Source organism: Pseudoalteromonas sp. APM04 (genome assembly GCF_022809815.1).
GTDB classification, from domain to species: domain Bacteria; phylum Pseudomonadota; class Gammaproteobacteria; order Enterobacterales; family Alteromonadaceae; genus Pseudoalteromonas; species Pseudoalteromonas marina.
In genome coordinates this window covers 655,354-669,431 of sequence record NZ_CP094441.1, presented here as the reverse complement: position 1 = coordinate 669,431, position 14,078 = coordinate 655,354, and the positions used below count along the sequence as shown (strand labels likewise).

Annotated in this window: 13 protein-coding genes; 7 read left to right on the top strand and 6 right to left on the bottom strand. The window is 37.9% G+C overall.

Translation table 11 applies throughout. The features are described from left to right. Positions 1-2,181, top strand: a complete 2,181-nt coding sequence (locus tag MTP24_RS03150) for a response regulator (RefSeq protein ID WP_039036419.1) — start codon at positions 1-3, stop codon at positions 2,179-2,181. Positions 2,182-2,286: 105 nt separating this feature from the next. Here the strand turns inward: MTP24_RS03150 and MTP24_RS03145 are convergent, their stop codons facing one another. Next, a complete protein-coding gene (locus MTP24_RS03145) occupies positions 2,287-2,433 on the bottom strand; it encodes a hypothetical protein (RefSeq protein ID WP_279388992.1) in 147 nt (48 codons plus the stop codon). A gap of 133 nt (positions 2,434-2,566) precedes the next feature. On the opposite strand from MTP24_RS03145, the gene MTP24_RS03140 reads away from it, so the two are divergent. Further along, positions 2,567-3,463 (top strand): LysR family transcriptional regulator, encoded by an 897-nt coding sequence (locus tag MTP24_RS03140; RefSeq protein ID WP_010555723.1) that lies wholly within the window; start codon positions 2,567-2,569, stop codon positions 3,461-3,463. A 58-nt stretch (positions 3,464-3,521) separates the two neighbouring features. Here MTP24_RS03140 and MTP24_RS03135 read toward each other — a convergent pair whose 3' ends face one another. Further along, entirely contained in the window at positions 3,522-4,832 is a 1,311-nt protein-coding gene (locus MTP24_RS03135) for a hypothetical protein (RefSeq protein WP_243532745.1), read from the bottom strand. Positions 4,833-5,114: 282 nt separating this feature from the next. Here MTP24_RS03135 and MTP24_RS03130 point away from each other — a divergent pair, with 282 nt between their 5' ends. Beyond that, on the top strand, positions 5,115-7,103 hold the full coding sequence (locus MTP24_RS03130; protein WP_243532743.1) for a methyl-accepting chemotaxis protein: 1,989 nt from the start codon (positions 5,115-5,117) through the stop codon (positions 7,101-7,103). 74 nt (positions 7,104-7,177) lie between these two features. Here the strand turns inward: MTP24_RS03130 and kynU are convergent, their stop codons facing one another. Both kynU and MTP24_RS03120 read right to left on the bottom strand, forming a co-directional pair. Continuing rightward, a complete protein-coding gene (gene kynU / locus MTP24_RS03125) occupies positions 7,178-8,413 on the bottom strand; it encodes a kynureninase (protein WP_243532740.1) in 1,236 nt (411 codons plus the stop codon). After that, positions 8,410-9,252 carry an alpha/beta hydrolase gene (locus tag MTP24_RS03120; protein ID WP_347814586.1) on the bottom strand — a complete coding sequence of 281 codons (843 nt, stop codon included), beginning with the start codon at positions 9,250-9,252 and terminating at the stop codon, positions 8,410-8,412. The genes kynU and MTP24_RS03120 overlap by 4 nt, the downstream gene beginning before the upstream one ends. 364 nt (positions 9,253-9,616) lie before the next feature. On the opposite strand from MTP24_RS03120, the gene MTP24_RS03115 reads away from it, so the two are divergent. Next, on the top strand, positions 9,617-9,925 hold the full coding sequence (locus MTP24_RS03115) for a hypothetical protein (RefSeq protein WP_008128815.1): 309 nt from the start codon (positions 9,617-9,619) through the stop codon (positions 9,923-9,925). Between the two features lie 51 nt (positions 9,926-9,976). Here the strand turns inward: MTP24_RS03115 and MTP24_RS03110 are convergent, their stop codons facing one another. Further along, complete coding sequence (locus tag MTP24_RS03110) at positions 9,977-10,564, bottom strand: ACP phosphodiesterase (protein WP_243532738.1); 588 nt, start codon at positions 10,562-10,564, stop codon at positions 9,977-9,979. A 98-nt stretch (positions 10,565-10,662) separates the two neighbouring features. Between MTP24_RS03110 and MTP24_RS03105 the strand changes: the two genes are divergently transcribed. The 3 genes from MTP24_RS03105 (at position 10,663) to MTP24_RS03095 (ending at position 13,077) form a co-directional block, all read left to right on the top strand. Then, positions 10,663-11,139 (top strand): YqhA family protein, encoded by a 477-nt coding sequence (locus MTP24_RS03105; RefSeq protein ID WP_006794802.1) that lies wholly within the window; start codon positions 10,663-10,665, stop codon positions 11,137-11,139. 195 nt (positions 11,140-11,334) lie between these two features. Next, positions 11,335-11,580 carry a DUF4235 domain-containing protein gene (locus MTP24_RS03100; RefSeq protein ID WP_243532735.1) on the top strand — a complete coding sequence of 82 codons (246 nt, stop codon included), beginning with the start codon at positions 11,335-11,337 and terminating at the stop codon, positions 11,578-11,580. 348 nt (positions 11,581-11,928) lie between these two features. After that, positions 11,929-13,077 (top strand): hypothetical protein, encoded by a 1,149-nt coding sequence (locus MTP24_RS03095; RefSeq protein WP_243532733.1) that lies wholly within the window; start codon positions 11,929-11,931, stop codon positions 13,075-13,077. Positions 13,078-13,315: 238 nt separating this feature from the next. On the opposite strand, the gene MTP24_RS03090 is transcribed toward MTP24_RS03095, so the two are convergent. Then, a complete protein-coding gene (locus MTP24_RS03090) occupies positions 13,316-14,074 on the bottom strand; it encodes a transporter substrate-binding domain-containing protein (RefSeq protein WP_243532731.1) in 759 nt (252 codons plus the stop codon). Between the last annotated feature and the right edge of the window lie 4 nt (positions 14,075-14,078).

Sequence of the window (14,078 nt, the reverse complement as noted above, 5' to 3'; positions counted from 1 at the left end):
ATGCAAAAAGCGCGAATTCCAGCGGATGAACAATCTCGATTAAAAGCATTATATGAGTACGAAATATTAGATACAGAAGCAGAAAAAGTATTTGATGACTTAACTCAACTTGCCTCAGATATATGTGATACCCCCATATCACTTATAAGCTTAGTCGATCCGCAAAGACAATGGTTTAAATCAAAATACGGTATTGATGCCAGTGAAACAGAGCGTGATATTGCGTTTTGCTCCCATGCTATTTTGCAAGACCAAGTATTTGAAATACAAAATGCTTTACTTGATGAGCGCTTTCACGACAACCCTTTAGTAACCAACGATCCAAACATTCGCTTTTATGCAGGTGCCCCCCTTATCACACCGCAAGGCAGTACAATTGGTACTTTATGTGTAATTAGTGATAAACCTAAAAAATTAACTAAAAAACAAATTAGTGCGTTAACTATTTTAAGTAAAGAGGTAATAGCCCAATTAGAGTTAAGGCTAAAAAACAGAGAACTAAGTAAAGCATTAGAACAGCAAAAAACTCATATTCAAGAGCTTGAAAAACTAAAAGCTGAAGCAGATACATCCAATAATTTAAAAGGTAAATTTTTAGCTAATATGTCGCATGAGCTAAGAACACCACTTCATGGTATCTTAAACTTGGCCGAATTTGGCTTATCTGACAGCAGTAATAGTGAAAAAGATATTGCGCTAAAAAGTATTCTAAACTCAGCCAATATTTTATCCAATATAGTGAATGATATTTTAGATTTTTCAAAAATAGAAGCTGGAAAATTAGATATTGAACATATCGACTTTAACCTTAAAGACGTTGTTAATGGTGTAATAGAGCCACTAAAAAAACAAGCCTCTGATAAAGGTATAAAGTTTAACGTATCAATAGATAAAAAAGTGGCTGAAACATTAAAAGGTGACCCACTAAGAATATCGCAAATATTAAATAACCTATGCTCAAATGCAATTAAATTTACTCAAGCTGGGCACGTTGATTTAATAATTAACTTAAAAGGTCACTCTTTAAATACACAGAACATAGCATTTAAGGTCATAGATACAGGTATAGGGATAAACAAAGCAGCACAAGCAAACTTATTTAAAGAATTTCATCAAGCTGATTCATCTACCTCTCGTAAATTTGGTGGTACAGGGTTAGGCCTTTCCATTTGTAATAAGTTAAGTCATTTAATGGGTGGGAAAATCAGTTTTACCAGCCAAGAAAATGAAGGCTCTACATTTATTTATCAGCAAAGCTTTGAAGCATCGATTTTAGATAGTTTGCTAAAGAAAAACAAAGAAGTAACTGATTTACAAGGCTGTGCTATTTTAGTTGCGGAAGATAATAAAATAAATCAAATCGTCGTCAATAAAATGTTAAAAGCGCACAACACTCAAGTGATTTTTACTGAAAACGGTAAAGAGTGTGTTGATTACTTTGTTAACAACCACGTTGATTTAATCTTTATGGATATTCAAATGCCAGTAATGGATGGAGTTGAAGCAACCAAGGCCATAAGAGCACTGAAAAACGGTAAATCAATACCTATCATTGCCATGACTGCCAACACAATGAAACAAGATATTGAGCATTACCTAAATATTGGCATGGACGGTTATTTAACTAAGCCATTTAATAAAGATAGCTTGAACAGCTTGCTTAATGTTTACAATCCAAACAACGAAAATCTCAAAGACTTAGCAATAAAAATTAGTGACCCGAGCATTAAAAGAGAACATAAACTTAAACAAACATGCCGTGAACTAAAAAGATTAATACCTGCGGCCAACAGAGTCAGCTTATGGCTGTTTAATGAAGAATACTCTGAGATAAATTGCTTAATGTGCCTTGATGAGAACGATGAAGTCATTCTTGACTCAGTATTAACAGCAAAAGACTACCCAGATTACTTTAACTACATACTAAGCCACCAAATACTTGATGCCCCCGATGCAAGAAATCACGAAGTTACAAAAGGCTTTACCAAAAGCTATTTTGAGCCATACGATATTTACTCACTACTTGACTACATTTATTTTAAAGATAATAAGGCACTAGGCGTGATTTGCTGTGAAAGTATTGGATCGAAAATATCATGGACCCACGCAGATAAAGAAGCCCTGATAAAAATAACAGACTTAACTACGTTATTTTTATCAAAACAAATAGATCTCAATTGAACTTATGACTATTAAACCGTAAACCTTTGTAGAGTAATTTTGCCTATAAATAATAAAAAAGCCGGGCACATTTAATAAGTGCTCGGCTTAAGCCGACACGACAATTTATAGTGAAATAACCACTCTCCCCATACCTTCACCACTAGCAAGGCCATCATGCGTTTTACCTGCATCCTCAAGATTAAATTCAATGTTGTCTAACACAGGCAATAGGCGCCCTTCATCAATAATTGTTGCAGGGTTAGCTAGTATTTCGCCATGCTGCTGGCATTTATGGTACCCCCTTGTTTAGTTTAAACAGCCAGTATATTTACAAGAGATACCCATGATAATACACTCAAATGAACAGCTAGTTTTAAAATTTAATTAATAATAGGCTTTAATAATGAACAATGAACACCTAAAGTTATTCGTTCGAGTCGCCTCTACACACAATATTAGTTCAGCAGGCGCGGAACTTGGCCTTTCGCCGCCGGTAGCTAGCATGCATATTATTAAGCTTGAGGAATCGCTTGGTGTAAAACTAATTCACCGTACAACAAGGCGAGTATCTTTAACTGAAGAAGGCCGAGAGTTTTTACCTCACGCTGAAGAAATATTAAATGCTATAAATAGTGCAAAAGCAGCTGTAGGCGCAGGCTCTTTTACCCCCCAAGGCACGATTCGTGTTGCAGCCCCCTCCTCATTTGGTCGTATGCATATAGTGCCCGCACTTAAAGCTTTTATTGATCAGCATCCTGAGCTTAAAGTGGATTTAAGACAAAGCGATAGTATTGTAGACATGGTAGAAGGTGGTTTTGATATCGCTATCAGAAATGCCGAGCTTAACGATTCAACCCTCGTAGCCAGAAAGTTAGCCCGCGACCATAGAATTATATGCGCCTCACCAGGCTACATAGCAGAACACGGAGAACCAAAAACACCACAGGATCTTCTCAACCATAATTGTATTAAATTAATTGGGATTGACTACTGGAGCTTTAAAACGCCAAATGGCATTGAAAAAGTTAAGGTAAAAGGCAGTATTCGTATTGATAATGGAGAGTCGATAAGGGATGCGTGTATTAATGATGCAGGTATTACTATTTCGTCTATTTGGTGCGCCCACAACGCATTAAAAGAAGGCACCCTAGTTCAAATACTAAAAGATTACCCAATGGATTCAAATGCCGCTATTTGGGCTGTATACCCAAGCTCCCGATTGCTTGCACCAAAAGTACGTGCATTTATCGACTTTTTCATAAAGTATTATGGCGAAATTCCATATTGGGAAACGGCGTGAGTACTTGAATAAAAAGGCCACTAGTGTGGCCTTTTTAATACAAAACTAAACGCAATGACTAATATATTTCAGCACTTACAAATGTATATACATAATTACTAAACTCTGGCTTAGTTAAATGCCCACCTTCAGACATCGTATCTAAAAGTTTTGCATAACTGTTTGCATCGGTTGGATTACCAGCATAGCCATAAAGTAATACCGTTAACTCTTCTAAAATGACCTCATCGGTGGGTTCAGGGAACACACTACCAAAAGACAAATCTGGAATTTGACCACTTATGCCCGCTTTTATTGTCCAATCAAATCGACTTTCAGCAGAATCATCAACTAAAAAGCTGTAACCCCATATTGTGCGAGCAAACCGATTGTCAACATTACCAAAGTCAAAACTTGAATCATTGTTTTCAGCAAATTGAAGTAAACTAAACCCTAAATCGTCAGTAACGATCGGAAGTGTGGTCAGCTGATAATCACCATTAGTATCTACTGCGCTTCGGGCATAGCTTTGAAACTCAACATCAACACCATCTACATTCATAAGGTCTGACATAAAATCAAGTTGCACATAAAAATTATGCTCAGTTACTGTTGGGAATACAAAAAGCGTGTTTGATATTTCAGAACCACTATATTGAACAAACCTATACGCATTATCAGCTTCTATATAACCTCGAGTACTAGCATAATCAGCATCAATATCTAATTGAACAGGAACTTCAACACCGTCATGAATAAAATCTTCATCTGTTAGGGTAATAACTGATGAGTTTACCGGTATATCAATAACGGCAGCTTTTGCATCAACTGAGTAACTAGAAAGCGCCGTTAAATAAAGCTTATTATCATTCGGGCAAACATTTACAGACCCCGAAACTTCGTTACCTTGTGATTGATATATTGTGTAATCAGACGCAATCGTACTTAGCGCTGTTGTATCAGCACTATATTCAGTACATCCACAATCACCTGTAAAATCATTAAAATAAAAGGTGCCTAAATTAGTTCTATTTTCAATATCAAGCTCAGTGATAATTTGCTTATAACCACCGTCTTCTTCATCAAATACATCACCTAGTACTGATACATGTTTTGTACCTAAGGGTAACTCACCTGAAAATTTACCTTCTGCATCGGTTTTAACTGAGCCGATAGCACCGCCATCATCATTATGAAAAACAACATCTGCTTGATACGCAGAATCAGCCCCGCATTCGCGAGTTAATGTTTGTAAAGCAATAGTTTGAAGTTGGGCTGTGTTGCCACCGCTTGACGAGCCGCCAGAGCTACTTTCTGATGAAGAGCCACCGCATGCGCTAAGCGTTAAAGAAAAGGCAATAGCAAGCGGGGTAAGTATAAATTTATTCATTTTAATTAGTCCGTTAAATTGGTTCACCTACCATTATCTCAACTTAAGCAAAACAATAACAAGGTAACCACCACCAAAACGGTTACAAAATTGCAATAATATGTAAACAAACCGCGATTAAGTACCTCACACATAACACCATTTACTAAATTAACTCACTTGTTCAAGTGAATTTATTAAAAACTGCACTACGCTTTATGTATTAAATAGTTAATGGCTATTTATTTGCTTAACCCTCGTTTAGCCAAAATATCGAGATAAATACACAACAGGACTGACCTTATGAATCGCTTACTTGGCCGACTATCTATCATTCAACTCTCTTTGTTAACATCAATCATATTAATGGTTTTTATTTTTATATTGCTGATACAAAACATAGCGAATAAATGGCAGGAGTCGCAAACACTGCAGCAAGATATTGCATTAATTAGCTTGTTAGATGCACTGGAAAAAGTGGCACATAACCATGCTGTAGAGCGAGGCTTAACTGCAGGCTTTTTAGGAAGTGGTTCAGCCGAGGCTAAAAACAAAGTGCTCGCGCAACGCCAAAAAGCAGATACTTCAATACAGCATTTAAAGTCGGTAAGTGATCAACTAACTAAAAATTCTACAAAGGTCTCTAAAAATTTAAGTATTCTGTTTGATCACAATGAAAAAAAAGCGGCATTACGTACTCAAGTTGATAATAAAGCAGCCCCTGGTGCTTTCGCGTTTTACAGTAAATTAAATCAAATTGCACTCGATGTAGCGGCTAACCTGAGTAGCCAAATAAAGCACCCAGTATTATCTAAAGATCTAAACATTGCTTTTTTGCTCGCGCAATACAAAGAACGTTTGGGCCAAAATAGGGGAAAAATAAATGGCACTTTAGCTAAAAAGCAATTAACGAGTGTTACACAGCAAAATATTGCCTTATACAATTCAGAAATAGATTTACTCAACCAATATTTAATAGCTAATTTGCAAGGCCAACAATTACAAAGCTTTAACAGCATTATACAAAGTGCTGACTCACGTAAAATTAATGCAATAACAAACACATTGCTCAACACAGAATCGCCCAACTTTACAGCTTTGCCGGCAGCCTCTGTGTGGTTTCCAATGGCAACACAACAAATAACTCAAATTAAAAAAGTACTAGACAGCCAATGGAGTACTGTTGACAAAGATGGCCTTGAACTAAAAGAAGCGGCCGATACAACGCTTACACTCACTATTATCTACTTTTTGGTTACACTTGTGATCATCGCATACTTAAACTTTCATTTATTAAGTACTCTCAAAAAGGAACTAAGCCAACTAACGTCACTCTTACTTAAAGCCGAAAAAGGCGACCTAACAATAGATATAAGGCTCAAAAGTAAAGATGAACTCGGCGAAATATCAAATGCTATCCACAATACTATTTTCGCTTTTAAAGATCTGCTATTAGGGCTCGACCACTCAATAAATTCAGGCTCAAAACTCAGTGACGATATGAGTAATGCAACAAAAACAGTCCTTGATGATTCAAACAAAACATTGGCTATGGCGAGTAATATAGCCACCGCAATAGAAGAAATGGCCGCAACAAGCCGCGAAATAGCAGGCTCAGCTTCTGAAACTCTCAGCTCTAGTGACGAGTTAAACAAACAAGCCAATCTATTGATTGAAGATAACAAACTTAGCCAAAGCTCAATTACTGAGCTTGCAACGGGGATGTCTGACGTAGAAGAAGTGGTAAGTAAAATGGATCAGCAGGTAGCGAGCATATCGTCCATTTTAGATTCAATTAGTAGCATTGCCGAGCAAACTAATTTACTAGCGCTCAATGCCGCTATTGAAGCAGCAAGAGCAGGTGAGCATGGTAGAGGGTTTGCCGTTGTTGCCGACGAAGTAAGAAGCCTTGCCGGAAACAGTAAAGAATCATCAGAAAAAATTTCGTCTTTGCTCGGCGAGTTACAGTCTATCAGCGACCAAGTAGTTAGCTCTATTGTAGCAAGTACTAAATTATCAAAAGCCACTTTAGAGCGATTTGATCAAGCAAGAGCGGTATCCGAGCAAGTACATGCACAAAGTAAAGTACTCGAAAACTTAGCCATGAACGTGTCATCAGCCGCAGAACAACAGTCTGCAGTTGCGTCAAATATAGCAGTGGATGCTGCAAGCGTATTTGAATACGCCAACCACGAAGTTGAAGCAGCACGTAAGCAAGAAGAAATATTTAATGAAATGCGACTAAACACTGAAACCCTGCAACACACAATGAAAAACTTTAAGTTTCAATAGTTACTAGCAACCTTGTAATACAGCTAGAGGCTAATTGCTTAAGCAAAATAAACCAAAGCAATTAGCCCGCTTTATTAAGTTACTTTACCCGCCAAGTTAAACCGTGGCTCGGCGTATAACTTTGTTGTAACTACATCAACTAACGTATTTACCGCGTTCCACACATCTTCAAACGAGGTGTACAAAGGCGTAAAACCAAACCGTAAAATATTAGGCGCTCTAAAATCGGCAATAACGCCTTTTTCTATTAATGCTTGGCAAATAGCAAATGCGTGATTATGCGAAAAAGCCAATTGGCTTCCGCGTTGGATTGAATCCTCAGTAGAGCTTAAGCGCAAATCAGCCAAGCTAGCATGCGAATGCACTAAAGCAATAAACACATCGGCTAAAGCAATCGACTTAGCCCTCACATCGCTTATTTTTACGCTTTCCCACACATCAAGTGCAGCGTCTAACGCACTCATAGCAATCACACTTGGCGTACCACATAAATACTGATTAATACTTGCTGCACACTCGTATTGAGCATCAAACGCGAATGGCTTTGCATGCCCCATCCAACCACTCAATGGCTGTTTAACGGCACTTTGGTGGCGCTTGGCAACGTATAAAAAGGCAGGTGAGCCAGGGCCACCATTTAAATATTTGTAGCCACAGCCTACTGCAAAATCAACGTTGCATTTATCCAGCTCAACCGGCAATGCACCTGCACTGTGTGCTAAATCCCATATTACTAAAATACCTTTTTGATGGGCAAGCTCAGTGAGCTTTTGCATATTCAAAAGCTTACCAGTTCTAAAGTTAACTTGGGTAAGTAACAATACCGCTATATCGTCAGTTAAGTTTTGTTCAATATATTGCTCTTCAACTAGTTTTAATTGGCATAAGTCAGTACCTAATAAATCGCTTAAACCTTGTACCATGTATAAATCGGTCGGAAAATTATCTTGTGTCGACAACACTTTGCTGCGGCCAGTGTTTAACATAAGCGCGCTGCTTAAAAGCTTAAATAAGTTTATTGAAATCGAATCACAACAAATGACTTGGCCTTTTTCAGCACCAATTATGGGCGCTATTTTTTCGCCAACCTGAGTAGGTAAATCAATCCATTGGTGATCATTCCAGCTCCTAATTAAATGGCTTCCCCACTGCTCGCTCACTACTTGTGCCACTCTGGATTTAACCGCTTTAGGTAAAGCACCTAGCGAGTTACCATCTAAATAAATAGTGTTTGCGGGTAAATCAAATTCATCACGCTTGCTTGCCAATACATCAGCTTTATCAAGCGCTACAATATCATCAAAATTCATTTATCGATTCCGTTTAAATGTTTAACTAAGGTGGTAAAAGCAGCAGAACCTGGGTGTATCCAATCAAAATGCCCCACCCCTTCGAGTAAATCTACTGGTCGATTAAGCTGTTCTAAATTATACGCAGGAACAATGCTGTCATTCGCACCTTGTAAAATAATGCTTTGTTGATGCAATGGTTGCTCACTTGGGTTGGCCTGAGTGTATTCTTTAGGTTTATCGCTTGGCATACCTTGCATAAAATCTTTAGTGACTTTTTGGCAGCTATTTGTACCTGCCGCATAGGCTTTAATATCGGTAATGGGAGCAAGGCCAATGACGCCTTTTAATTCACTCATTTGTCCACCCGCTAGTAACGCTAAATGACCACCAGCCGAGTGCCCAATAACCACTGTATTATTCAATTTAAATTCGCCACTGTTGTAGACACTGGATGCTAAAATGCCGGCTTTAATATCGTCAAAAGTTACAGGCCAGCCACCACCGCTTTTACCACTGCGGCGATATTCCACCGACCACACATTAAATCCTGCTTGTGCTAAGCCTGTGCTTAATGCATAGCTGTGTTTTATATCGTATGCACTTAGCCAACAGCCACCATGTAGCAATACAACTAACGGCTTTGATGTACTTTGCTCAGCTTGCGTGGCGCGCCACAGTAATGCAAATTGTGATTCATCACTCCCGTAAGGTACTTTTTCATTAGCATTTACAAAACCAAGCGACGCTACTTTAGAGTAAGCAACATTGTTTTCAACAACAGGAAACTCAATGTTGTTGGTAGTCGTACACCCGCTTAAAAACCACATACCTAAAAGTAAAACAACCATATTTTTCACAACACAACTTCCTTTTTAAATTTTAAAAACAACGCCTTTATACATATTAAAACTGCTACCATAGCGTTACGTTTAACTTGCGTTATCACGTCACTGAATCATTAATTAATAACACTTTAGTGGCTGCAATTATTATTGTTATACACAAAACAGGCGTAATTAATGACTATTGTTTGCGTATTTACCCCACTTTACAAAAGCAGCGCCAAGTTAACCATGCTAAAAGCAGCGAGTAAAGTTACTGCGTTTAAGCTTATATTTATACCTAAATTATTATTAACTTAGCTTTAAGGTGTTGGCCATTAAAAGCTTATGTATAATGACTCACTCTGGCTATTATTATGCCCTCAAGTGGAACACAACAATGAAAAAACTATCAAAAGTGCAAGAAAAACAACAAGCGCTTGTGCTTAACGTTGCCGATAAAATAGAAGAGCAAGGCCGAGCCGAACTACCCGGTATGCTGCAATGTTGGTTTGACGTGGAGTATCACTTATTCCCAGGCTCGTTACTTATGTGTTTTCAGTTTGAAAACCAGCAAGCCCTTGATGCCGCCGAGCCTGACATATTAAAATGGCAAAAACGATTAAGCGGCGCAATGCTTAAAAAAGGCGTTATTTTAAAAGATATGCGAAAGCACCTAAAATTTACCTTAAACGGCCCAGACGACTAAACAGCATTAACAAAAACCTTTGCCTGTAATTACAAATAAAGCACTCTAGGCTCAAGTGCGTTCAGTGTTAAACTCTTTTACATGTGCTATTAATTCTGGAAAAAACGCTAAAAAAGCGGCATCTAATTGGTTGTAATGGCGCTTTATATCTTCAGCAGCGCCAGTAAATTGGTTGGCAAAACGAATACGATCGGCAATATTATCCAACGCAGCCCCCACACCATTAATGGTTTCGTAATCTTTAAACCAATCGTGTTTAGTTATGCTAGTAACAACCCGCTGCATACGCGGCGGCATGTGCCCTAACCGCTGATTTAAAAGCCCAAAACTGTTACGTTTAAAATCACTCAAGGGCTGATCACTAAACCGTTGCCAATGCATAATTAAAAAGTGGTCAAACACAACATCTACTGCCACACCAGCAAAGCGCCTGCGCATTGGTGAAAAATACTGTTTTGCTTCTTTAACAATTGGGTGAGAGTCGGTAAATTTATCAACTAAATAGTGATTACTAAGCGCATTTTTTACAGTCTCACTCAGTTGCGCCACATGCCTGTGCCCACCAAAATCACCCAATAAGTTTCCAAAGTGAGAATCAGCCGTTGGCTTTGCAAAATAAAGATGGGCCAAATAATTCAATATGTTCTCGCGTTAGTTACTCTGTTTAAATAGTAACTTAGGGATCTAACATATACTATGCTTCGTATAAGTTAAGTCTAATTATAAAGTTGAGCAGCATGGAAAATATATTCCAAACCAGTCGTTTTTTAGTTGTCATCGCGGTTATTACCGCAGCATTATCATCGCTTCTTGTTTATGTTTCGTGTATTAATATTGTTTTTAATATAGTGGTTTCAACCATTCTCGACCTACCAGATTCTGCAAAAGCAGGTAAAGCCCTCATAGTTGAACTACTTAAAATTCTCGATTTACTATTAATCGGTATTACCCTACAAGTAATTGCCATTAGCTTATACCGCTTATTCATATCGCCTGCTAAATCAAAAGAAAGTAAGTTTTTAGCCGCTTTTAATATTAAAGACTTTCATGATTTAAAAATAACCCTCGTACAAGTAACCTCAGTTGTTCTTGTCATACTATTTTTAGAACATGCAGTGGAATTTGGCGGCACAATAGAAACCCTGTACTTAGGAATAGCCATTGCAATTGTTATAGCTGCCTCAACATTTGCATGGCGTTCAATGAAAGACTAGCTATAAATAGTTTTATAAACGTTTTTATACGCCCAATTACAAATCAGTGGATTACAGTGCCACGTGCTTTTACATTCAAATTACGGCTTAAGTTAGGCTGCTTTCTTTTCGGTATATAAATTGCTGTTACTCATGTTCTTGCTTTAAAAATTAAACATAAATATGGCTATCTATATTTAGCAAAAGGAGAACATTATGAGTAACAAACAACTAATTACGACTATAGGTATAGGTTTGGCAGCAGCTTCTGCAGGTATGCTAACAAGGAAAACTTTACAAAAATCGTGGGAAAAGGTTACCAACGAACCAGCCCCAAAAGACAAGCCAAGTGAAAATACAGATATTAAAGAAGCAGTAATTTGGGCTGTCGTTTCAGGCATTGGAGCCGGCGCAGCAAGAATGGCAGTGCGTTATATTCTCGACAAACGTCAATCTAAATAAGTTTTAAATTAATGCCTCTTGTAATATTAGTGTTTACAAGAGGTTTAACCTCCGTCTCCCTCCACCAGCCTATAATTACCCCGAACAATATAGATATGAACGCTTACTATATTTCTGTAATAGACTGTGTACGATTACCCACATAATTTATATAACCTGAGTAAAAGGTAACCACCACAATTACTTTCTTATAAAAAAGACTCAATGCTGGCTTTATAAATCCAGTAACCTAAGTGAGTTAATCACAAAAGCAAATATCTGTCGATTCAACGTTAATAGGTTGCTCTAAGCTAGCAATCGGAGGATAGTAAATTACATATAAAACAACAGCCTTATATTAGGAGTATCATGATCAAAGTATTATTAGCGACCAGCTTAATCGCCTCTTCATTCGCTGCTTTAAGTAATCCTTTAACTGTTGAAGAACAGCGTATCAACAAAGCCCAATCGGCAATGCCCAATGTTTTAAAAGCATTTACCCCACAGGTAACAAGTTTTGAGCAACAATTTAAAGAACTTAACAACTTTAAAAGTGCAAAAACATTAGTAAAACGCTTTAGCTTTGAACTATGGGAAAATGCCAAGCAACGTATAATAAAAACCAATAACTACGACGACCGAGAGCTCTACTGGGCACGCCTGCTTTCAAGCAAAGTAATACGCACAACATCGCCTAAATTTTCAATTACGCAGGCTCAACTCAATACGTTACTAACCCTACTTGAGGAAGGCAGCAGAGGCCGCACCGACCTTACTTTTTCATCAGGCAGTACTAAAAAAATATTACTTACAGGCTTTGACCCATTTTTACTCGATAGAAACATAAACCAAAGTAACCCCTCAGGTGTTGCAGCGTTATTACTCGACGGCCAAGTTATTAATTACAACGGCATAACCGCAGAAATTAACACCGTTATGGTGCCTGTGCGCTACGAAGACTTCGATCAAGGCATAATAGAATCACTGCTTGCCCCCTACTACGCACTTAATAATGTAGACATGGTTGTAACCGTTAGTATGGGCAGAACACAATTTGATTTAGAGCACTTTCCGGGTAAACGCCGTAGTGTAACCGCCCCCGATAACGCTAATATTGTGTATGGCGGAACGCAAACAAGCCCAGTAATACCAAAGCTTAATGGCCGACCACTCCCAGGCAACGAGTTTGTAAAATTTAGCTTGCCTATAAATTACATGCAACAAGCCAAAGGCCCTTATAAAGTTATCGACAATCGTGAAGTCACCACGCTTGAAAAAACCTATAAAGCGGGTTCGTATGGCGAGCTAAAAAACAGTATTGCGGTAAATGGCGGCGGCGGTGGTTACTTGTCTAACGAAATATCGTACCGGAGTATTCGCCTTCGCGATGCGCTTAATTCAAGTATACCTACAGGGCATATTCACACCCCACGTATACAACAATTCGAACCCGAAACAGAAGCTAAAATAGTAAACCAAATAAAGGCAATGCTAGAACAAAGCCTAGTCGCGCTATAAGTTATAAAAATAAGTTTAAGCGCGTAAAAAAGGGCAATATTATTGCCCTTTTTATAACTAGCTAAAAATTGCTTTTGAGTCGTTAAATAGAAAAATATTTTTTCTGAGATTCTTAATCAACTCTTACTTCAACAGGACGGTTAAATAGAGTTACTAAGGGCAAGTTTACATTTTCACTCATTAAACAGCAGAAAACTGACCCAACGGGGCGTTCTTAAAAACACATAAAATATAATTACTATTTATCAAGGCTAGGCAAAAACATACTTTCAGGTACTTTATTTTTAGTCATAACGTCATGGTATGTACCATCGCTTATACCTAAATCAATCGCTTTATTCACTACCGCCATAGCCTTCAAACTTTCAGCAATGTCTTTTGCAAATGCAACATGAATTGAACGCTTTTCAATCATGTCGGAGTCAAATAATATGTCGTCTTTAAATTCAATTAGCTCAGTGCTTAACAAATACCTGCCATAACTTTCTGACATAATTAGGCGGTCTACCTTTTGGTTAAAAAGTAGTTTAAACCCTTGTTGAGCTGTGGCAACTTCTAACAACTCATAAGTATTATAGCCAGTTAATATTTTGTCATGCACACCTAAACGAACACCCGCAATAATAGCATGTTCGTCTTTTCTATCCTTATGATAAAAAGCACCAAATACTCCCATTCCAATTGGGTTTGATAAAACCGCCCACTGCTCTCGTCCTGGCAGGTTAGCAGCTAAAAATAAACCATCAGCTTTTCCTAACTGAGTATAATAGTTAGCTCTAGCCCATGGTAAAATAATGGCGTCTACTTCATATCCTAATTTAGCTAAACTTTGATTTAAAAATTGCCAACTAGCACGATAAATTGGGTAATTCTTCATCAGCATTTTGTCATGATCGTGACCAACCGCAAACGTAATGGTTTTACCCTTTTCACTGGCATTTAACGAGCCAATGCTAAAGCAAAAAATGCAAAGTAAAATAAACACCCTACAAATCATAGTA